This window comes from Acidovorax sp. SUPP1855, assembly GCF_030158955.1.
GTDB lineage: Bacteria > Pseudomonadota > Gammaproteobacteria > Burkholderiales > Burkholderiaceae_C > Paracidovorax.
The window spans coordinates 1-21,845 of sequence record NZ_BQXI01000032.1; the positions used below are offsets into that span (position 1 = coordinate 1).

Here is a 21,845-nt window from a genome sequence, read left to right on the forward strand (position 1 = left end):
GTGAAACGACTTTGCGCCGATGATAGTGCGGGTTCCCGTGTGAAAGTAGGTCATCGTCAGGCTCTTACAGCCCAAATCGCCCCGACATCCAACGATGTCGGGGCGCTTTGCTTTGGAGAATGAAAATCTCTCCTCCAAATCTTCGCTAAACGTAGCCTGCTTGGGTGAATCAGTCTCCAGTCAGGTACGCCCCTTGGCCTCCGGCCCAAGCCTGACAACGCATTGCAGGCTTCAATGCGGCGCTGTTCGTCGGCCTCAGGCATTCAACGGATCACGCGACCACGCTGCCATTCCGATCAGCTTGGCCCGATCCAGGCCAGTTCAATCCGCTCCAGGCCCAGTGGATACGCTACGATTGACGTTACGTCAACGTCAGCGAACCCTCCCCCCACCACCGCAGCCGCTGACAGGGATGAATCTCCACGAGTCTCCCCCACCTCCTATGGCCGCCACCACCTACACCATCAGCGACCTCGCCAAAGAGTTCGACCTCACCACCCGCGCCATGCGCTTCTATGAAGACATGGGCCTCCTCCAACCCCAACGCACCGGACCCGGCGCCCGTACTCGCATCTACACCGCTCGCGATCGCACTCGGTTGCGGCTTACCTTGCGGGCAAAACGCCTGGGGCTTTCGCTGACCGAGGCGAAGGAGATCATCGATCTCTACGACAGCCCCAGAGACACGGGCGTGCAGCTTCGTAAATTCCTGGACGTACTGGCGGACCACCGCAAGCAACTGGAAGCCCAGATGGCCGATCTTCAGGCGAATCTGGAGGAGGTGCGGGAGCATGAAAAAGAAGCGCGGGCACTGCTCCTCAAGGCAGAAAAGAAGAAATAGGCCATAATTGACGTTTACGTAAACGTAACTCAGCCAAGCCATGCCGATCACGTTGTCTGACCTTGCCCACCCCGACCATGTACAACGCGTTTCCCAGAGTTTTGCGCTACAGGGCGCGATGCACACTTTGGGCGCGCATCTGGGGCGCATTGCCCCTGGCGAGGTGGACATCGAACTGGATTGGGCCCCGTCTCTGACGCAGCAGCATGGGTTTTTGCATGCGGGAATGGTGTCCGCCGCGCTGGATTCCGCCTGCGGATACGCGGCCTTCACCTTGATGCCCGACGAAGCCGCGGTGTTGACGATCGAATTCAAGATCAACCTGTTGGCGCCGGCGCGCGGACCCCGCTTTCGCATGGAAGGCCGTGTCATCAAGCCAGGCCGGACCATCACGGTGTGCGAGGGCCGGGCCTACGGTATTGACGGCAGCCAGGAAAAACTCATCGCCACCATGGGCTGCACGCTCATGTCCGTCATCGGGCGCGATGGCATTGCTGGCTGAATTTCTTCTTCATTGATTCCCAAAATAGGAGACTCCATGACCCTCGCCAGCCTTCCCGGCCTGAATTTCCAACTGGGTGAAGACATCGACGCGTTGCGCGATGCCGTGCGCGATTTCGCGCAAGCCGAGATCGCACCGCGTGCGGGGGAGATCGATCGCACCGACCAATTTCCCATGGACCTCTGGCGCAAGATGGGCGAGTTGGGCGTGCTCGGCATCACCGTGCCGGAAGCCTACGGCGGTGCGCACATGGGGTATCTCGCGCACATGGTGGCGATGGAGGAAATTTCCCGGGCCAGCGCATCGGTGGGCCTGTCCTATGGCGCCCACAGCAACCTGTGCGTGAACCAGATCAACCGCAACGGCTCCGAAGAGCAAAAGCGCAAATACCTGCCCGGCCTGATCAGTGGCGAGCACGTGGGCGCGCTGGCCATGAGCGAGCCGGGTGCCGGCTCCGATGTGATCAGCATGAAGCTCAAGGCCGAAGACAAAGGTGGTTACTACCTGCTCAACGGTACCAAGATGTGGATCACCAACGGCCCGGATGCCGACACGCTGGTGGTCTACGCCAAGACGGAGCCCGAACTGGGCGCGCGCGGCGTCACGGCTTTTCTGATCGAAAAGGGAATGAAGGGCTTCAGCATTGCGCAAAAGCTCGACAAGCTCGGCATGCGGGGAAGCCACACGGGCGAGTTGGTGTTCGAGAACGTCGAAGTGCCAGCGAGCCAGGTCCTGGGCACCGTCAACGGTGGTGCCAAGGTTCTCATGAGCGGGCTCGACTACGAACGCGCGGTGCTGACCGGCGGGCCGCTGGGGATCATGCAGTCGGTCATGGACAACGTGGTGCCCTACATCCACGACCGCAAGCAGTTCGGCCAGAGCATCGGCGAGTTCCAGCTGATCCAGGGCAAGGTGGCCGACATGTACACCGTGCTGCAGGCCGGCCGCTCGTTTGCCTACACGGTGGCGAAGAACCTCGACATGCTGGGTACCGACCATGTGCGCCAGGTTCGCAAGGACTGCGCTTCCGTCATTCTGTGGTGCGCCGAAAAAGCCACCTGGATGGCAGGCGAGGGAGTTCAGATTTTCGGCGGAAACGGTTACATCAACGAATACCCCTTGGGCCGCCTCTGGAGAGATGCAAAACTGTACGAGATCGGCGCCGGCACCAGCGAAATTCGCCGTATGCTAATCGGCCGCGAATTGTTCGCGGAAACATGCTGATTTGTTGAACAATCTTCGAAAGAACTGACATGGCCGTTCCCGACATCGAACAACTTTTTGTCCACAACCGTTCGTGGGCAGCGCAGATGGAGCGGGAACGTCCCGGGTTTTTCACTGGCCTCATGGCGCAGCAAAAGCCCAAATACATGTGGGTCGGCTGTTCCGACAGCCGCGTGCCGGCCAATCAGATCACCGGATTGGAGCCCGGCGAGGTGTTCGTGCACCGCAACGTGGCCAACGTGGTGGTGCCTACCGATCTGAACTGTCTCTCCACCATCCAGTACGCGGTCGACCAACTGCGGGTCGAACACCTGATGGTGGTCGGCCATTACGGATGCGGCGGTGTGCTGGCCGCGCTGCAGGACGTGCGTGTGGGCCTGGCGGACAACTGGATCCGCCACGTGAAGGATGTGCGCGACCGCCACCGCGACCTCATCGCCGCGACGCCGCAGGCGTGGCGCCACGACGTGCTGTGCGAACTCAACGCCGTCGAGCAGGTGATGAACGTCGCGCAGACCACTGTGATGCTCGACGCTTGGGCGAGCGGCCAGAACGTCACCCTGCACGCCTGGTGCTACGGCCTCAAGGACGGGTTGATCAAGAACCTGAACCTGGAGGTCTCTGGCACCGAAGGCCTCGACGCGCTCTACCAGGCGGCCGTTGCCGACATTGCGGCCACCCGCCGCGAGTAAGCTCGCTCTCCTTCGCAGGACGCGGCCCATGTTTCCCCAGCGACTGGACTCCCCCCACGCCTACGCGATCGCCAAGGCGATGATGGATGGCTTCAACCGCCACTATCAGCTGTTCCGTAAGGAGTCCGCGCGCGCCAAGCACCGTTTCGAGACGGCCGACTGGCACGGGCAGCAAAGGGCCCAGCGCGAGCGGATCGAGTTCTACGATCTGCGCGTGAAGGAATGCGTGCGGCGGCTGGACAAGGAGTTCAACGCGGGCGAGCAGCCCATGGACGTGTGGCACCAGGTCAAGCTGCACTACATCGGCCTGCTCGTGGATCACCACCAGCCCGAGCTGGCCGAGACGTTTTTCAACTCGGTCACGACGAAGATCCTGCACCGCACGCATTTCCACAACGACTTCATCTTCGTGCGGCCGGCCGTGAGCACGGAGTACATCGAAAACGAAGAGCCGGCCGCCCGGCCGACGTACCGCGCCTACTACCCGTCGCCGGACACACTGCACGAGACGTTGGTCCGCATCGTGGACAACTTCCAGCTGCAGCGCGAGTTCGAAGACCTGGACCGCGATACCCGCCATGTGCTGGCCGCCCTCCAGCAGCGCCTGGGGCCGCACACCAAGCTGCGCGCCAATTTCCAGGTGCAGGTGCTTTCGGGCCTGTTCTATCGCAACAAGGGCGCCTACCTGGTGGGCAAGGTGATCAACGGCTTCAACGAACTGGCGTTCGCCCTGCCCATCCTGCACGGCAGCGCGGGCCGCCTGGTGATCGATGCAGCCCTGTTCGGCGAGGACGACCTGCAGATGCTGTTCAGCTTCGCGCGGGCTTATTTCATGGTGGACATGGAAATCCCGAGCGCTTATGTGCAGTTCCTGCGCAGCCTGATGCCGCGCAAGCCCCGGGCCGAGCTGTACAACGCGCTGGGCTTGGCCAAGCAGGGCAAGACGCTGTTCTACCGCGATTTCCTGCACCACCTGCGCTATTCCAGCGACCGCTTTCGCATCGCGCCGGGTATCAAGGGCATGGTGATGCTGGTGTTCGACCTGCCCAGCTTTCCGTTCGTGTTCAAGCTCATCAAGGACTACTACCCGCCACCGAAGGACACGACTCGCGAGCAGATAAAGTCCAAATACCTGCTGGTCAAGCAGCACGACCGCGTGGGCCGCATGGCCGATACGCTCGAATACAGCGAGGTGGCCTTTCCACGCGAGCGATTCGAGGACGGGCTGATCGCCGAGATCGAAAAATTCGCCCCGAGCCAGTTGGAGATCAGCGACCGCGATGGCGACGGCCAGACCGAGGTCATCATCAAGCACCTGTACATCGAGCGGCGGATGATTCCGCTCAACATCTACCTGCAGGAGGCCTTCGATGCCGGCCTGCACGATGCGCGCGCGCGCCAGCAGATGGAGCGCAGCGTGGTCGAGTACGGCAACGCGATCAAGGACCTAGTGGCCGCCAACATCTTTCCCGGCGACATGCTGTGGAAGAATTTCGGCGTCACGCGCAACGGCAAGGTCGTGTTCTACGACTACGACGAGATCGAATACCTCACCGATTGCCAGTTCCGCCGCGTGCCCGCGGCGCGCAACGAAGAGGACGAGATGAGCGGCGAGGTCTGGTACGCCGTGGGGCCGCGCGACGTGTTCCCGGAAACCTTCGCTCCCTTTCTGCTCGGCAACGACGCGGTGCGCGACGTGTTCATGCGCCACCACGCCGATCTGCTGGACGCGGACTTCTGGCAGTCGCACAAGGAGCGCATCCAGGCGGGCCATGTGTACGACGTCTTTCCCTACGACAACGAACGGCGGTTCTCGTCCAGGACTGCGCCGCCTTCCTGAGCGCCGCCGCGGCCGCACCCTGGCCGTTTCCCTTCGGCTTTTCCACCCCTTCCCCTCTTTTTGCAGCAGGAGCAACAGCATGAGCAGTGATTCCATCGTCATCGTCGGTGCCGCACGCACCCCCATGGGCGCCTTCCAGGGCGATTTCTCCAGCCTGGCCGCGCACGACCTGGGCGGCGTGGCCATCCGCGCCGCCGTCGAGCGCGCGGGCATCGCGCCGGAGTTGGTCGAAGAGGTGCTGTTCGGCAATTGCCTGATGGCCGGCCAGGGCCAGGCGCCCGCGCGCCAGGCAGGCTTCAAGGGCGGGCTGCCGCAGAGCGCCGGCGCCGTGACGCTGAGCAAGATGTGCGGCTCGGGCATGAAGGCCGCGATGTTCGCGCACGACCTGCTGCTGGCCGGCACGCACGACGTGATCGTCGCCGGCGGCATGGAGAGCATGACCAACGCGCCCTACCTGTTGCAAAAGGGCCGCGGCGGCTACCGCCTGGGCCATGACCGCATCTTCGACCACATGATGCTCGACGGCCTGGAGGACGCCTACGAGCCCGGCCGCTCGATGGGCACCTTCGGCGAGGATTGCGCCGCAAAGTACCAGTTCACGCGCGAGCAGCAGGATGCCTTCGCCGTGGCCAGCGTGCAGCGCGCCAAGGCGGCCAGCGACTCCGGCGCGTTCGCCGACGAGATCGCGCCGGTCACGGTCAAGACCCGTGCGGGCGAGACCGTGGTGTCGGTGGACGAAGGCCCGGGCAAGGTCAAGCTGGACAAGATTCCCCAGCTCAAGCCCGCGTTCAAGAAGGACGGCACCATCACCGCCGTCTCCAGTTCCAGCATCAACGACGGCGCGGCCGCGCTGGTAATGATGCGCGAGTCCACCGCCCTCAAGCTCGGCCGCCAGCCCATCGCCCGCATCGTGGCCCATGCCATGCACGCGCAGGCCCCGGAATGGTTCACCACCGCCCCGGTCGGCGCCACCCAGAAAGCCCTGAACAAGGCCGGCTGGAGCGTGCTGGACGTGGACCTGTGGGAAGTGAACGAGGCCTTTGCCGTCGTGCCCATGGCGCTCATGAAGGAGCTGAACGTGTCGCACGACATCGTCAACGTGAACGGCGGCGCCTGCGCCCTGGGCCACCCCATCGGTGCCAGCGGCGCCCGCATCATGGTCACGCTGATCCATGCGCTGAAGGCGCGCGGCAAGAAGCGCGGCCTGGCCACGCTGTGCATCGGCGGGGGCGAAGGCACGGCCGTCGCGCTGGAGCTGATCTGATCTGATCGAGGCGCTTGGTGTATTGCTATTAAATATATAGCAATACGCCCTAGAATTGATTGCGGTGGAAGCCGATTGGATACAAGGACTCAGGCAGTGACTCAGACCGTTCTCGTCATCGGTGCATCGCGCGGCATCGGGCTCGAATTCGTGCGGCAGTACCGTGAGGCCGGCTGGCGCGTGATCGCCACCGTGCGCGACGACGCCGGTCGCGAGCGCGTGCAGTCCATGGGGGCCGAGCCGATGCGCGTGGATGTGGCCGACCCGGCCAGCGTCAGCGGCCTGGCCTGGCTTCTGGACGGCGAAAAGCTCGACGTGGCGCTCTACGTGGCGGGCGTGATCCGCCGGCCCTCGGCGCTCACCCCGCCCACGCGCGAGGATTTCGATGCGGTCATGCGCACCAACGTGCTCGGCGCCATGCAGGCGCTGCCGCAGGTCGCGCCCCATGTGGCGATGGCGGGCGGCACCCTGGCGTTCCTGTCGTCCGCCATGTCGCTCATCGGCAGCGTGCCGGGCAGCGATTCGTGGCTGTACCGCACGAGCAAGGCCGCGCTCAACATGGCGGTGGCCGCGGCGCAGCACGACTATCCGGGGGCCACGCTCATCACGATCGACCCGGGCTGGGTGCAGACCGACATGGGGGGCGAGGGCGCGGCGCTCACGCCCGAGGCGAGCGTGCGCGGCATGCGCGCGGTGCTGGCGGGCGTTACCCCGGCCGACCGGGGCCGGCTGCTGCACCACGACGGCCGCCGGGCCGCGCACTGGTGAGCACCGCAGTGCTGGACGCCCCGCGTGGGGCGGCGGTGATCGCGCCGACCGCGCATAGCGCGAACCATTTCAACCTGCTGCGCCTGGCAGCGGCGATCGCCGTGCTGCTGTCGCATGGCGAGTTCCTCTACCGCCTGAGCATGCCCGTGCCCTTCGCCGGACACAGCCTGGGCTCGCTGGCGGTGTACTGCTTTTTCTTCATCAGCGGCTACCTCGTGTGCCAGAGCTGGGAGCGCGAGCCGGACATCGGCGTGTTCTGGGCCAAGCGCGTGGCGCGCATCTTTCCCGGGCTGGTGGTGGCGACCGCGTTCGCTGTGTTCGTGCTGGGCTGGGCCATGACGCAGCTGCCGACGGCGCAGTACTGGTCCGATGCCCGCACGTGGATCCATTTCCTCAACAACGCCGTGGGGCTGGCCGCCATGCAGGTGCTGCCGGGCGTGTTCGAGAACAACCCGTTCGCCCGGTCGGTGAACGGCTCGCTGTGGACGATCCGCTACGAGCTGCTGATGTACCTGCTGCTGTCGATGGCGGGCGTGGCGGGGTGGACGCGGCGGCGCTGGGTGTATCCCGTGGCTGCGCTGCTCATGGCGGTGTCCTGGCAGTGGGTGCGGGTGGCCGGCTGGGATGCCTGGGTCGATGCCGGGCCGCGGTGGCTCACGGCGCTCTTCCACCTGTTCCACTGGGCCGAGGTGTCAGGGTTCGGCGTGGCGTTCCTGCTCGGCTGCACCTTCGCGGCTTACCGCGTGCGCAGCGGCCCGTGGCTGCTGGCGGTGGCCGTGCTGGGCGGCGCACTGGCGTGGTTCACGCCGCAGGCGTGGAGCGTGCAGATCGGCGTGTGGGCTCTGGTGGCGGCCGGCATCTTCTGGGCCGCGCACGTGGGCGGCGGCCGCTCGGGCGGCTGGCTGCGCGAAGACCTGTCCTATGGCGTCTACATCTACGCCTTTCCGATCCAGCAGGCCGTGACGGAAATCAGCCTCAGGCGCGGCTGGAGCCTGGCGGTGTGCATCGCGGTGTCGCTCGCGCTGACGCTGGCCATGGCGGCGTTCTCGTGGTTCTGCATCGAAAAGCCCGGAGTGCGCTATGGGCGGCGCGTGGTGGAGCAGTGGTCGCGCCGCCGCGGCCTGCGCATGCACGGCACGCCGGTGTAGCCGGCGCTGGCCGGCACCGCGAGGCGGATGCGCCGGCTTCGGCAAACGAATTTTCAGGGCCTTTTTCAGAGCCATTCCTTTCGACGACGGAGACAAAAAGCATGCTGTTGAACCAAGACCAGGAAATGATCCGCGACGCGGTGCGCGACTTCGCCCAGCGCGAGCTGTGGCCGCACGCCGCCCGATGGGACCGCGAACACCACTTCCCCCGCGAGGCCCACCAGGGCCTGGCCGCGCTGGGCGCCTACGGCATCTGCGTGCCTGAAGAGGATGGCGGCGCGGGCCTTGACTACCTGACGCTCGCGCTGGTGCTGGAGGAGATCGCGGCCGGCGATGGCGGAACCAGCACGGCCATCAGCGTGACCAACTGCCCGGTGAACGCCATCCTCATGCGCTACGGCAACGCCGCGCAGAAGAAGGCCTGGCTCGCGCCGCTGGCGCAGGGCCGGATTCTGGGCGCGTTCTGCCTGACCGAGCCGCACGTGGGCTCGGACGCATCGGCCCTGCGCACGACGGCGGTGAAGGACGGCGACGGCTACGTGATCAACGGCGTCAAGCAGTTCATCACCAGCGGCAAGAACGGCCACGTGGCCATCGTCATCGCGGTCACCGACAAGGGCGCGGGCAAGAAGGGCATGAGCGCCTTCCTGGTGCCCACCGACTCGCCGGGCTACACCGTCGCGCGGCTGGAGGACAAGCTCGGCCAGCACAGCAGCGACACGGCACAGATCCAGTTCGACCAGTGCCGCGTGCCGGCCGAGAACCTGATCGGTGCGGAGGGCGAGGGCTACAAGATCGCGCTCGGCGCGTTGGAGGGCGGGCGCATCGGCATCGCCGCGCAGAGCGTGGGCATGGCACGCAGCGCCTTCGAGGCCGCGCTGGCGTATTCGAAGGAGCGCGAGAGCTTCGGCACGCCCATCTTCAACCACCAGGCGGTGGGCTTTCGGCTGGCCGATTGCGCCACGCAGATCGAGGCGGCGCGCCAGCTCATCTGGCACGCGGCGGCGCTGCGCGATGCCGGCCGGCCGTGCTTGAAAGAGGCCGCCATGGTCAAGCTCTTCGCCAGCGAGATGGCCGAGCGCGTGTGCAGCGCGGCGATCCAGACGCTCGGCGGCTACGGCGTGGTGAACGACTTTCCCGTGGAGCGCATCTACCGCGACGTGCGCGTGTGCCAGATCTACGAAGGCACGAGCGACGTGCAGAAGATCATCATCCAGCGCGCGCTGGCCTGAGTTTGATGGCGCGGTGGTGGTGCGGGTGCGGGCATCCTCGCATGGGTTGACCGCGCCATCAGGCGCGGCGGTTGATGGAATTCCGGTGCTGTGAGGGGGCGAGTGGTCCGGGCGTGCTGTTCCTTCAAAGTCTAGAAAGACGGCCGGCATTTTTCGCTGGTTTGCCCAGTGCTTCGCCATGATGGGTTGGCGCGCGCGCAGATATCGGATGCTCCGAGACGCCGGCAGGTCTTGGCGGCAGAAAGAGAGCCATGTTGCCGGAGAACTCATTTCGGATAGATCGAAACCCCGGCCTGGGATCGCAGCGCATTCACACCGACGTGGAGCCATCCCGGTCGGCATCGCCCTCTCCGTCAGTGCTTAATGCACCAGCCGGACTGCGCAGCGCTGCCAGGCGCCCACCGGGCACCCAAGAGCATGGCTCTCCCGTGCGCAGCCCGTTGCCACAGTCGCTGTTAGGCAAGGCGCAGGCAAGCACCAAGGCGTCTGTCGCAGCATCGGCGTTGCCTCTGCCTGCGGTGGTACGCCATACGCCCTTCGTCCCGCCACACGCCGGCATCCGTGGCGCGTCCGATCCCCTGCAGCGCGCGGCAAGCGCCCAGCGATCCGCGCGTGTGCCCCGAACGACACTGGGGCAATTGCTGGCTCAGGAGCGCCGGGAGGAGGCCGAGCAGGCGCGATTGGCACTGTTCAATGCCGGTGGAGCACTGAAGCGGTTGAAGGACCGCGCGGCCAGGATGCATCCGTCCACGATGGACCAGCGATGGCACGCCATCTTGAATGGAAAGCCCAAACCCATGGAGGGGAAACGCAAAGAGGCGTTCGAGGATCTGATCTGGGCAGACGTCGTGGCGCTTGGCGAGGCTGGTGATATCGAAAACTCACGCGCGATCGACGAGATGATCAACGCGTTGAAAAATGGCACCGCTGGCCCTTCCATCCTGGAGCGAGACCGGCAGATGCTGTTGGAAGTGCTTGAGGGATGGGCCGTCAACTGCCGATACGATGAACTGAACCTGAAAATCACTCCCTATACGCGGCTGACCTTTACCGACGACCAGGTTCTTGAAAAGCCCGAGAAGCTGGGATCGGGAAAGTTCAACACGGTGTTTTCGGTCAAGCTGACGGGCCCGGATGGTGCTCCGATCGACGCCATTTTCAAGCCGCTCAGCACGGTGGAGCGTGGATGGGTGGCCATGGAAACCGGTATTCCCCCTGACGATCCACAGATCGCAATGCGCAACGTGGCCACGGTGGCCTATGTGAGAAAGCTCGGCATGCGCGTGGTTGCCGATACACGCGTCGCGTTGATCGATACCGGACAAGGCCGTCAACTGGGTATGGTGATGGAGCGGGCCCGCGGCAAGTCGGCCGCCGACACTGATCCAAAACTTTTCAGGCAAGCGAACGTATGTGCGGAAGTGACCAAGTTGCAGTTACTGGATCACCTCACAGGGCAAGGCGATCGCCATGCCGGCAACTATTTCATCAACCTCGAACCGGACGGGCGTGCCAAGGTGATGGGGATCGATAACGATCAATGCTTCGGACACAAAATGACGGACCCGGCCGGAATCGAAAGAATCCGGAATGATCCCTCGCGTAAAGGGTTCCGCGGGACGGGGCTGCCTCCGGTGGTGGATACCGAAATGGAGCGATCGATTGGCGCGCTCACTGAAACCGACATCCGTTCGATGCTGGGAGACAAGTTGAGTGAGGCCGAGATCGACGCGGCGGTCCAGCGGCACGAAGGCGTCAAGCAGCATATTGCGCAACTGCGTTCCACCAACCGCGTGATCGATCCGGCCGAGTGGGGCGATGCGGGCGTGCAGCAACTCCTGAACAGCCAAAACAGCTACGTGGGGCGCGAGCGTGACCATGCGCTGTCGATCACCACCTGGTGAGGCATTGATCGCCAACGCATGGCCATCGAATTGCCAGTGGCTCATTGCCAATCGCTCTTCGTTTTTTCGCCTTTCGGCCGTGGGCTTCGCAGCAGCGTGCAGGCCCGTGTTGTTGTCCGGCATAGTCGCTCGGGCCGAACCATTCTGGCGGCAGAAAGAAAGCCATGTTGTCGGATATCGCTTCCCGGCTTGCCCGAGGCCTTATACACAATAAGCCCCGCACCTCCGCCGATGTACCGAAGCCTCCTGAGACGCCTTCGCCCCTCGCTTCGGAAAGTCCTGCGGGACTCCGGCATGCGCCCAAACGGCCCCAAGGATCGTTGGAGCAACTCTCACCCCTTCGCAGCCCGTTGCCCTCCCTGAACAGGCAGCCCAGCATTCGACTGCAAAGTGAGATTCAAGAGTTGTCTTCTGGCGCCAATCCATCGCAAGGGCCGGATGCGGCTCCGCCATCGCAGAAGGTTGGCCGTCCGAGACTGGGCGAACTTTTGAAGCAGGAGCTTCGGCAGGAAAAAATCGAGCAAGCCGAAAAGGCCGAGCAAGACCGTCAGCAACGGCGTGCCGCGCTGGAGCAACTGGTGCATTCGGCGCTGCCCGACGGGGGACAGGCCATGAAACGGCTCAAGGAGCGCGCAGTCAGAAAGCACCCGAAGACGGCGGCTCAGATATGGCATTCGATCCAGACCGGACTGCCCAAAACCATGAAAGACCAGCGCAGGTCGGCTTTCGAAACGTTGGTGCGCGCTGATCTGCGGGCGCTGGCATCCACTGGCCAGATCGCACCCAGGGCTGCGGTCGACCAATTGACCGAGGCGCTCGGCGAAGGCATCTTCGGCCAAGGCATCCTCAAAAGGGATCGAGCGCTTTTGCTGGAAATATTGGGTGACCTGTCCTTGGAAGGTCTCTACCGGCGGTGGAATCTGGCAATGACAGACGACACCAAGCCTGCCTTTACCGACGCAGACCTTCTGCAAGTGCCTAAACCGTTCGGCGCCGGAAAATCCACACACGTCTATGAAGTCAAGCTCAAGGAAACCGACGGCGCGGTGCTGAATGCCCTCTTCAAGCCGATTCCGAAGGAGGATTGGTCTTATGCCGGTTTGGTGACCGGCATTCCGAGATATGACCCTCAGACCGTGATGCGCAATCTCGCCACCGTCGATTACGCCAGGAAGCTCGGGTTCCATGTGATCCCGGATACCCGCGTGGCACTGATCGACGTCGATAAAAAACCGTTTGATCCCTCCTTGGGCCTGCTCATGGAGCTGGCCCCTGGCGAACCGGCCGAGCGCACGCCTGCGAGCGTTTTGGCCCGGGCAGATGTTCGCGCGGAAGTGACCAAGCTCCAGCTGCTCGACCACCTGACGGGGGAGGGGGACCGCCATGGTTTCAATTACTTCATCCATATCGACGCGGACGATCGGCCCACGGTCATGGGCATCGACAACGACCAGTGTTTTGGCGAGAAGTTGACCGATCCCGACGGTGCCCGATACGCCGATGACTCGCAGCACAGGCTCTTGGAGGGAGTCGGGCTGCCTCCCGTGGTGGATACCGACATGGAGCGCGCTATTGAGGCGATGACGGAGGACGACATCCATTCCATGCTCGGCAACAAATTGAACACCGCGGAAATTGCCGCCGCGCTTCAGCGGTACCGAGGCTTGAAAGCGCACATCGTTCAGTTGCGGGAGCAGAACTTGGTCATCGATCCGAAAGATTGGGAGACGCCGCAGGTGCAGGCGCTCATGACCCCTCAGAACAGCTACCTGGCACGCGATCTTCAACGAGTGGCAGGCGTTTGAGCCACGGGGCTCTGCGGCGGAAGGTCATGACATTTCGCATGCCGACCCCGTGCTTCGCTGCAATGGGTTCGTCCGGTGTCCTTGGCCGACACACTCATTTGCACCGTTCCCTTTGACGGCAGAGAGAGTCGTTTTGCTGGATCACCTGTTTCGGACCGCTCGCAGTTCCGTGCCCAATGCGCCGCGCGTCGAGTCTGGCGGCGTGCCTCCCGCGCGTACGCCGCATACTCCGGTAGCGCTGAAGGGGCCTGAAGGTCTCATGGGCGCGCCAAAGCGATTGCAGGGCGCTGGTGAGCAGTCTTCCCCCGTGCGCAGTCCGTTGCCACCGTCCGCACTGAACCGCCAACCGGTCATCGACCGCTCGCAGACAGAGATCCAGCCCCATGTCTCCGACGGCCATACCTCGCCGACGCACGAGACCTCGCCTTCTCAGCCGGTACGACGCCAGACGCTGCGCCAACTGCTGGACGAGGCCCTGCGAGAAGAAAAGGCCGAGAAGGCGGAGCAGGCCCAGCAAGCCAAACAGGCCCGCCGCGCTGCGCTGGCGCAATGGGTGCACTCGGCATTGCCGGATGGCGGTCAGGCCATGAAACGATTGAAGGCGCGCGCGGCCAGGGAGCACCCGGCCACTTTGGCCGACAGGTTGCTTTTGATCCGCCATGGAACCCCCAAACCGATGGAAGGCCCCCGGAAAACGGCGTTCGAGGCGCTGGTGCGTGACGACCTGTGGGCGATGGCCATGGCTGGTGGGGTCGATCCTTTGGTGGCGGTCGACAAGATGGCCGAGGCTTTGGAAGAGGGGATACTTGGCCAAGGCATGTTGAAGAGCGACCTTGAATTGCTGACGCAAGTGCTGGACGACTTGGTCATCGACCGGTTGTACACGCGGCTGAACCTGAAAATGACGGACGACACCATGCCCGCGTTCACCAACGCGCAGGTGCTGGAGGCGCCTGTGGAGTTGGAGGCGGGGAAAATCAACAAGGTTTACGCAGTCAAGCTTGAGAACACTGATGGCTCTGAACTGGATGCCGTTTTCAAGCCGCTGAACCCCGAAGTGCCCAGCGTGGAGGAGTGGAGTGCGGCTGCCAGACTGGCGGGCATATCGAGAGAAGATCCGCAGACGGCGATGCGCAACCTTGCAACCGTCGCCTACGCGAAGATGATCGGTTTTCACGTGGTCACCGACACGCGCGTGGCGTTGATCGCCATCGGAGATGACCCGTTCAACCCTGCCTTGGGGCTGATCATGGAACGCGCCCTTGGTCAGCCGGCTGAAGAGGTCGATGCTGAAGTGTTCAAGGAGGGCTCCGTGTGCGCTGAAGTGACGAAGCTCCAGTTGCTTGACCATCTGACCGGGGAGGCCGATCGCTACGAAAAAAACTATTTTGTCGAGCTCGGCTCCGATGGCCGGGCCAGGGGCATGGGCATCGATAACGACACCAGCTTCGGCGCAGCACTGACTGATCCAGCCGGCGCCAAAGCGCCGCCGACCAACCCGAAAGGCGTCGTGATCGATCCGTCGCGCCTGGGGCTCCGCGGTACGGCGCTCCCCCCTGTGGTGGACACGGACATGGAAAGCGCAGTCCTTGCCCTCACGGAAGAAGGCATTGTCTCGATCCTGGAAGACAAGCTGAACGATGCCGAGGTTGATGCCGCCATCCAGCGGTACCGAGGCGTCAGGCAGCACATTGCCGAGTTGCGCGCAGCGGGGCTCGTCATCGCGCCGAACGAATGGAGCCGTTCCGACATCCAGGAACTCCTCACCCCGGAAAACAGCTATCTGGGCCGCGATCGCGATCTTGCCTGGGTTGCCAGCCAACCATAGACATTGAACAACCCACATGAACCTCTCTGCCAACGAAGCCGAACGCCATGCCGGCGCGTCCTCAGCCCTGACCCTCTTCGCTGACGAAGGACTGCCGTTTCCTCCCGTACCGACAGCGCTGGCGAGCGCATTGCAGGTCCAGGGGCGGGCATGGTTCGCCACGCGTCCCGTGGCCTCGTCTCCTTACGATTTCCATCACTTCCTGGATGAAGTCGAAACGCAACCCGATGTGGCGGATTACGCCGTGGTGGGTTTCGACGGGCATGGCACCAACAGCTGGGCGGTGCATTTCTACCTGGTCGGCCAGGGGTTGGCGCTTTTCATCAAGCTTCCCTGGGGTGGAGCCTACCTGGAGCCCGAGCCCGCCCGCGCGCATATCACTGAAATGTTCGACTGGGCCGCTGCCTTGCTATCGCACCTGCAACGTGCCGAATCGGCCGGCAAGATACCGTCGGGCATGCGGCTGCACGTGGCGGCGAGCCGTTTTGATCACGCGGGTTGGCGCTGGGTGGCCGCAGGGCAGAACGCGGCCGAGACGCCGTGGAACCCGGCCGGCGGCATGAGAGCGGCCGTGCTTCAGGAGCTTGAGGCGGTGATCGCTGGCCGGGCATTGGCTGGTGGGTCGAATCCGCAGGGGCCGATGACTTAGTCGCTGTGCGCCGCCTTCCTTCGGCTGCCGGGCTGCCGTTTCGCCACAGGCTGGATCGCGAGTGCCGTTGGCCGACACACTGCCCGGTGCCGTGCGTTTTGAACGGCGGAGGGAGTTGCCTTGCCAGACAGTCCGTTTCGGGTCACCCGGAGCCAAAACCCCGGCCCGTCGCGCATCGAGCCCGGCACCTTGCCAGCCAGGCCGGTTGCCTCTTCGTCCCGCGCACTGGAGGGGCCCTTGGGACCGGGCCTGGCACCGCGGCTGCATCAGGCCGCGGCAGGGCCGCTTTCGCCTGTGCGCAATTCGGCACCCCGGCCACTGACGGGCCTTTCGCCAGCAAGCACCGGACGATCGCCACCCGGCCTGCACACGCCAGACAGAGCCGGCCGAATGCGGTTGCTCGAATCGGCCCTGCCAAGCGGTGGTGGAACCCTGAGGTTTTTGAAGGAACGCGCGGCCAGGCAGCACCCGGCCACGCTGGCCGAGCGATTGAATGCACAACTCAAAGGCGCACCCGAAGCCTTGGATGTGCACAGCGATGCGGCATTCGCTGCATTGGTGCGCGCGGACGTGATGGCGATTGCCAAGGCCGGCGCGATGGAGCCCTCGTTGGCCGCCGACGCGCTGGGCGCCGCCATAGAGGAGGGCATGCTGGGTCAAGGCATCCTGCCTACGGACCGGCAGGCGCTGCTGGCCGCGCTGGACCAGTTGTCCATCCACCGCCTCTACCAAAAAATCAACCTGAAGGTCACGCCCGAGACGTCGCCCGCCTTCACCAACGTCCAGGTCCTGGAACCACCCAGGGCTTTCAGATCAGGGAGCTTTCACACCGTGTTCGGGGTCCGTCTCGCGAAGCTGGACGGTTCGGTGTTCAATGGCATCTTCAAGCCCCTCAAGGCCACGGAGAAGAACAATCCGACGACCGCAGGCACCGGCATTCCAGAGAGCGATCCGCAGACCGCGATGCGCAACATCGCGACGCTTGCCTATGCCAGAAAACTCGGTATGGACGTGATCGTGGACACGCAAGTGGCGTTGATCGACACCCGGCAAGCCCCTTCGGTTTCCAACCTCCAGTTGGGGTTGGTCATGGAGCGTGCCCCCGGCAAGCCAGCCTTGTACACCGACGTGCAGACGCTGGACCGCGCGGACGTGTGTGCGGAGGTGACCAAGCTCCAACTGCTCGACCACCTCACGGGGCAAACCGACCGCTACCATGAAAACTATTTCATCGATATCGGGCCGGACGGGCGGGCCAAGGTCACAGGGATCGACAACGACCAGTGCTTTGGCCAAAAGCTCACCGATCCCGCGGGCATCCGGCCCGGCGCCGATGGCACTGCACAAGCCCGGTTCCGGGGTGTGGGACTGCCTCCGGTCGTGGACACCGACATGGAGCGTTCGATCCAGGCGCTCACGGAGGGCGATATCCGTTCGATGCTGGGAGACAAGTTGAACGAGGCCGAAATCAGCGCGGCGATACAGCGCCACCAGGGCGTCAAGGCGCACATTGCCCAACTGCGCGAGATCGGCCGGGTGATCGACCCCGAACATTGGGGGGAGCCCGGCGTGAAGGAGCTGCTGACCGAGCACAACAGCTACATCGGGCGCGAGCGCCAGTGGGTGCCGTTCTATGCCGCGGGCCTGCAAAGCAACTGGTGAGAGGTGTCGTGCAGGACGTGGGCTGGCGCCGGCGTAGCGGCCCGCTTCGCCCCCCGTGCTGGGGCTTCGCAACCCGGCGGCCTTCAGCGCCGGCTCATCCGCACACTTCCGGGTGCCATCCTGTGATTTGGGGTGGCAGAGAGAGTCGCCTTGCCAGAAAGCCCGTTCCGTATCACCCGGGGTTCCAGCCCCGGTGCGCCGCGCGTCGACTTCGACGCCGTGCCCTCCACGCCCGCTTCGCCTTCCCGCGGTGCGCTGCAGGGACCAGCTGGATTGGTGAGCAGCGCGTCCACGCGGCCCTCGGGGCTGGCCGGGCAACTTTCGCCCTTGCGCAGTGCGTTGCCCAAGGCCCCGGCTGAAAAACCGCCCGCAGCCCCTGACCCGGCCGGCGTGGCATCGCCTTCCGTGTCGCCTTCCCTGACGCCTTTTGTCACGGCGCCGTCCTCGCCCGCCATCCATTCGAGGCATTCCAGCAGCGAGATCCAGCCAGAGCCAGCCACTGGCCCCGTGCCCCGTTCCACATTGGGTGCGCTGGTCGAGCAGGCGCGGCAGCAAGAAAAAGCCGAACGCAACCAGCTCTTGCATTTGGCCTTGCCCCATGGCGGCCGGGCGATGAAGCGGCTGAAGGAACGAGCGGGCCGAGAAACCCCCGTCACGATGGCCGACAAATGGCGCGCGCGCCTGAATGGGCCACCAAAGCCCATGGAGGGCCGGCGCAGAGAGGCGTTCGTGGCGCGGGTGCGTGCCGATGCGATGGCGGTGGCCAAAGCCGGTCAGCTCGATGCCCGCGTTGCGGTGGACAGGGTCCGAATGGCGGTCGAGGATGGCACCTTGGGCCAGAACGTCTTGAAGGAAGACCGTGAATTGCTGCTGGAGATCCTGGGCCAGCTGGCAGACCCGGCCGATCATCTCTACCGGCAGCTGAACCTGAAGATCACGCCCGACACTCGGTTGGCCTACACGGACACGCAGGTGCTGGAAAAGCCCAAGCACCTCACGTCGGGCAGCTTCGCTTCCCTCTTCTCGCTCAAGGTCGAGAACGCCGATGGCGTTGCGCAAGACAGTGTTTTCAAGCCGCTGAAGGCAACGGAAGAAGGCTGGGTGGGCAAGTGGTCCGGCATCCCCATGGACGATCCGCAAGTGGCCATCCGCAACATCGCGACCCTGTCCTGCGCGAAGAAGCTCGGCCTCGATGTGATCGCGGACACCCGGTTGGCACTGATCGACACCGGACGGGGCCCATTGGACCCCGATCTCGGCCTGCTCATGGAGCGCGCACCCGGCAAGCAGGCGAGCAACGCCGATGCCGACTGGTTCAAAAATCCGGCGGTCTTCGCGGAGGTCACCAAGCTGCAGCTGCTGGACCACCTGACGGGCCAGGTCGATCGCCATGACAACAACTACTTCATTGACGTCGGACCGAGCGGGGACGTCAAGGTCACGGGCATCGACAACGATCAGTGCTTCGGCAAGCACCTGCTCAGTCCGTCCGATATCCGGCCGCGCAGTGGCCTGCCTTTCTATGGCACGGCGCTGCCCCCGGTGATCGATACCGCGATGGCGAGCAAGCTCGATGACCTCGATGACGATGATCTGCACGCGATGCTGGACAACCAACTGAGCGACGACGAAGTCGATGCCACGGTCTCTCGCCTGCAGGGCCTCAGGCTGCATGTCGAGCACCTGAAGAGTCAGGGCCTGGTCATCGAGCCCGCCCAATGGGCTGATCCAGCGATGCAGGCGCACTTCACCGCGCAAAACAGCTACATCGGCCGCGAGCGCACCAAGCACCAGGTCTTCTAGCCCTCCACCTGGCGCACCAGTTTGGCGACCGATGCAAAACGCCGCCCCTGGTTCAGAGGTCGGCGGGCAACGGCCCCGCATTCAGCAGCCGGGGTGTGGCCGCGCCATGGAACAGCCGCGCGGGCACGTCGCCTACCAGCGTGCGCGCATCGCCCCGCACCCGCACGCCCGTGCCTTCGGGCAGGCCCAGCACCGGGGTGCCGGGGTTGAGCGCACAGAACTCCTGCAGCCGCTCCTGCCGCGTCTCGCCGCGGTGGCCGGGCGGATGGGCCTCTGTGTAGTGCGCGTTGATCTGCCACGGCACCAGGCCCATCGCGTCCAGCCCGCCGGGATCGGTGATGGGCATGTCATTGGTGGTGCGGATGGTGGGGCAGGCGATGTTGGAGCCCGCGCTCCACCCCAGGTACGACGCATCGCCGGCGCGCACCCGGGCGGCGATCGCGGGCAGCAGGCCCTGGCGGCGCAGATGGCCGAGCAGCGCGAAGGTGTTGCCACCGCCCACCACGATGCGGCGCGCGCTCTGCACGGCGGCCAGCGGGTCGGCCGCGTGGTGCACCGACCGCACGTTCAGGCCCAGCGGCCGCAGGGCCTGCGCCACCAGCGCCTCGTAGTCGTCCCAGCCGCGCGTGACGCCGGCGAACGGAATGAAGAGCGCCTCGCCGGCGTCCGCGCCATCGGGGCCGGAGGGCAGCGCGGCCCAGTCGCGGACCCAGTCCAGCGCATGGGTGAGATAGCCTGCGTCGCTGCTGGAGTTGCTCAGGAGCAGAAGATTCATGGGGGTGTTCCGATGGGATCCAGAGAAGTGTGGGGTGGTGGGAAACGAAGAAGGGGGCAATGACCTGGGTCATATTTTGCTATTAAATTTGTAGCTATATGCCCTAGAAGATATTGCGCTGGAGGCCTATTTTGTCATGATCCTGTGCCCCGCTCGCGCAGCACCACGGTGATCTGGCCGTTGGTCTCGATGGTGGCCCGCTCCACCTCGTGCAGGTGCAGGCTGCCCCCGGCGCGCAGCGCGGCGGCGAGGTCCTCGGTGGAGATCAGTTCCTTGCGCATGAGTGCGGCGTTGACCTGGCCGCCCTGCACCAGCACCTCCGGCTTGCCGTCCACCAAGTGCGCCAGGCGCGGGAAGTGGAAGGTCAGCTGGGCCAGCAGCACATGGCAGGCGATGAGGGTCAGGGCCGAGATGAGCCCGCCCACCAGGGAGTTGTCGCCCGCGTTCATCGAGTTCTGCACTGCGTTCGACAGGATCAGCAGCAGCACCAGGTCGAACGGCGCGGTCTGCCCGGTCTGGCGCTTGCCGGTCAGGCGCAGGAAGACCAGCAGGAAGAGGTACACGATCACCCCGCGAACGATGAATTCCCACCACGGCACGCTCATTGCCAACATGGCCATTCTCCAGTTGCGCCCGACATGGGCGGGGTGCAGTGTGCCATCTGCAAGAATGCGCCCCTCGGGCCCGAGCCGGGCCGCTTTCTTGCTTTCCGTTTTTGCAGCAAAGGACCGCCATGCAGCGTCGCACCTTCCACCACCGCGCGTGCGCCGGGGCCCTGGCCCTGGGGCTGCTGGCCGCCCGCGGCCAAGCGCTGGCGTTGTCGCTGGGCGACCTGTCCGGCGCCGATGCCGCCAGCGGCGTGAAAGCCGCGCTGGCGCAGGGCGCGCAGGCCGCCGTGTCCCTGCTCGGGCGGCCCGACGGCTTTCTGGGCAACCCGCAGGTGCGCATCGCGCTGCCGGCGCGCCTGGAAAAAGCCGCGGAGCTGATGCGCCGCTTCGGGCAGGGCCGCCGCATCGACGAACTGGTGACTTCCATGAACCGCGCAGCCGAGCAGGCCGTGCCGATGGGCCGCGACCTGCTGGTGGGCGCGGTGCAGACGATGACCGTGGCCGATGCCAAGGGCATCCTGGCCGGTGGCGAAACCTCGGTGACCGAGTTCTTCGCGCGCAGGACCCGGGTGCCACTGGGCGAGCGCTTCCTGCCCGTGGTGAACCGCGCCATCGAGCAGGTGGGGCTCACGCAGCAGTACAACGCCTTCGCCAGCAAGGCTGCGGGGTTCGGCCTGATCCGGCAGGAAGATGCCAACCTGTCGCAGTACGTCACGGGCAAGACCCTGGACGGCCTGTACCTCATGATCGGCGAGGAGGAAAAGAAGATCCGCCAGGACCCGGTCGGCTCGGGCAGCGCCATCCTGCGCAAGGTGTTCGGGGCGCTGAAATGACAGGGGGCGAGACGGTGAGCCCGGCCACCCCACGATCGCCCGCCCCGCCCGATGGCCTTGCCGCGTGCCCCTGCGGCCGTTCGTCCGGCCCCTTGCCGCAGCGCCGGCCCTTGCCTTACGCCGGGTGCTGCGGCCGCTACATCGACCACTTCGACACCACCCCCGCGCCCGATGCGGAAAGCCTCATGCGCTCGCGCTACACCGCCTTCGTGCGCGAGCAGGCGCCCTACCTGCTCGCCACCTGGGAGGTGGCGCACCGGCCCGCGCAGGTGGCGTTCGATCCGGGTGTGCGCTGGCTGGGCCTGGAAGTGCGTGCGCACCGCCGCCTGGATGGCGAGCGCGCCGAGGTCGAGTTCGTCGCCCGCCAGCGCATGCCCGGCGGCCGTGCCCACCGCCTGCATGAACTGAGCCGCTTCGTGCGGCAGGACGGGCGCTGGTTCTACGTGGACGGCGACCTCCGCTAGGCG

General features: G+C 64.9%; 19 protein-coding genes. 17 read left to right on the forward strand and 2 right to left on the reverse strand.

The genetic code is table 11. The annotated features are described in order from the left end of the window. Positions 1–442 precede the first annotated feature (442 nt). The 15 genes from AVMA1855_RS21715 (at position 443) to AVMA1855_RS21785 (ending at position 19,162) form a co-directional block, all read left to right on the forward strand. Positions 443–841, forward strand: coding sequence for a MerR family transcriptional regulator (locus tag AVMA1855_RS21715; protein WP_284427273.1), 399 nt, complete (start codon positions 443–445; stop codon positions 839–841). Positions 842–881: 40 nt separating this feature from the next. Then, positions 882–1,343 carry a PaaI family thioesterase gene (locus AVMA1855_RS21720; protein ID WP_284427274.1) on the forward strand — a complete coding sequence of 154 codons (462 nt, stop codon included), beginning with the start codon at positions 882–884 and terminating at the stop codon, positions 1,341–1,343. Between the two features lie 36 nt (positions 1,344–1,379). Then, complete coding sequence (locus tag AVMA1855_RS21725; protein ID WP_284427275.1) at positions 1,380–2,567, forward strand: isovaleryl-CoA dehydrogenase; 1,188 nt, start codon at positions 1,380–1,382, stop codon at positions 2,565–2,567. A 29-nt stretch (positions 2,568–2,596) separates the two neighbouring features. Next, a complete protein-coding gene (gene can, locus AVMA1855_RS21730; protein ID WP_284427276.1) occupies positions 2,597–3,259 on the forward strand; it encodes a carbonate dehydratase in 663 nt (220 codons plus the stop codon). A gap of 28 nt (positions 3,260–3,287) precedes the next feature. Then, entirely contained in the window at positions 3,288–5,099 is a 1,812-nt protein-coding gene (gene aceK / locus AVMA1855_RS21735) for a bifunctional isocitrate dehydrogenase kinase/phosphatase (protein WP_284427277.1), read from the forward strand. Positions 5,100–5,178: 79 nt separating this feature from the next. Beyond that, a complete protein-coding gene (locus AVMA1855_RS21740) occupies positions 5,179–6,363 on the forward strand; it encodes an acetyl-CoA C-acyltransferase (protein WP_284427278.1) in 1,185 nt (394 codons plus the stop codon). Between the two features lie 96 nt (positions 6,364–6,459). Then, positions 6,460–7,131, forward strand: a complete 672-nt coding sequence (locus AVMA1855_RS21745; RefSeq protein ID WP_284427279.1) for an SDR family oxidoreductase — start codon at positions 6,460–6,462, stop codon at positions 7,129–7,131. Then, positions 7,128–8,279, forward strand: a complete 1,152-nt coding sequence (locus tag AVMA1855_RS21750) for an acyltransferase family protein (RefSeq protein ID WP_284427280.1) — start codon at positions 7,128–7,130, stop codon at positions 8,277–8,279. The genes AVMA1855_RS21745 and AVMA1855_RS21750 overlap by 4 nt, the downstream gene beginning before the upstream one ends. 101 nt (positions 8,280–8,380) lie before the next feature. After that, positions 8,381–9,511: an acyl-CoA dehydrogenase family protein gene (locus AVMA1855_RS21755; RefSeq protein ID WP_284427281.1), complete on the forward strand. Its 1,131-nt coding sequence runs from the start codon at positions 8,381–8,383 to the stop codon at positions 9,509–9,511. A gap of 428 nt (positions 9,512–9,939) precedes the next feature. Then, the gene (locus tag AVMA1855_RS21760; protein ID WP_284427282.1) at positions 9,940–11,415 is read left to right on the forward strand and encodes a protein kinase family protein; all 1,476 of its coding nucleotides are present in this window, start codon (positions 9,940–9,942) and stop codon (positions 11,413–11,415) included. A 350-nt stretch (positions 11,416–11,765) separates the two neighbouring features. Then, on the forward strand, positions 11,766–13,220 hold the full coding sequence (locus tag AVMA1855_RS21765; RefSeq protein WP_284427283.1) for a hypothetical protein: 1,455 nt from the start codon (positions 11,766–11,768) through the stop codon (positions 13,218–13,220). Between the two features lie 133 nt (positions 13,221–13,353). After that, the gene (locus AVMA1855_RS21770; RefSeq protein ID WP_284427284.1) at positions 13,354–15,048 is read left to right on the forward strand and encodes a hypothetical protein; all 1,695 of its coding nucleotides are present in this window, start codon (positions 13,354–13,356) and stop codon (positions 15,046–15,048) included. Between the two features lie 16 nt (positions 15,049–15,064). Continuing rightward, positions 15,065–15,697 carry a hypothetical protein gene (locus AVMA1855_RS21775; protein ID WP_284397724.1) on the forward strand — a complete coding sequence of 211 codons (633 nt, stop codon included), beginning with the start codon at positions 15,065–15,067 and terminating at the stop codon, positions 15,695–15,697. 390 nt (positions 15,698–16,087) lie between these two features. Next, positions 16,088–17,359, forward strand: a complete 1,272-nt coding sequence (locus AVMA1855_RS21780; RefSeq protein WP_284427285.1) for a hypothetical protein — start codon at positions 16,088–16,090, stop codon at positions 17,357–17,359. A 507-nt stretch (positions 17,360–17,866) separates the two neighbouring features. Next, the gene (locus AVMA1855_RS21785) at positions 17,867–19,162 is read left to right on the forward strand and encodes a hypothetical protein (protein WP_284427286.1); all 1,296 of its coding nucleotides are present in this window, start codon (positions 17,867–17,869) and stop codon (positions 19,160–19,162) included. Positions 19,163–19,214: 52 nt separating this feature from the next. Here AVMA1855_RS21785 and pepE read toward each other — a convergent pair whose 3' ends face one another. Then, positions 19,215–19,937, reverse strand: coding sequence for a dipeptidase PepE (gene pepE, locus AVMA1855_RS21790; RefSeq protein ID WP_284427287.1), 723 nt, complete (start codon positions 19,935–19,937; stop codon positions 19,215–19,217). A 134-nt stretch (positions 19,938–20,071) separates the two neighbouring features. Next, positions 20,072–20,551: a DUF421 domain-containing protein gene (locus AVMA1855_RS21795; RefSeq protein WP_272565338.1), complete on the reverse strand. Its 480-nt coding sequence runs from the start codon at positions 20,549–20,551 to the stop codon at positions 20,072–20,074. 119 nt (positions 20,552–20,670) lie between these two features. Between AVMA1855_RS21795 and AVMA1855_RS21800 the strand changes: the two genes are divergently transcribed. Both AVMA1855_RS21800 and AVMA1855_RS21805 read left to right on the forward strand, forming a co-directional pair. Continuing rightward, positions 20,671–21,378, forward strand: a complete 708-nt coding sequence (locus tag AVMA1855_RS21800; protein ID WP_284427288.1) for a DUF4197 domain-containing protein — start codon at positions 20,671–20,673, stop codon at positions 21,376–21,378. Next, entirely contained in the window at positions 21,375–21,842 is a 468-nt protein-coding gene (locus tag AVMA1855_RS21805; protein WP_502870363.1) for a YchJ family protein, read from the forward strand. Before AVMA1855_RS21800 ends, AVMA1855_RS21805 begins: the two co-directional genes overlap by 4 nt. Positions 21,843–21,845 lie beyond the last annotated feature (3 nt).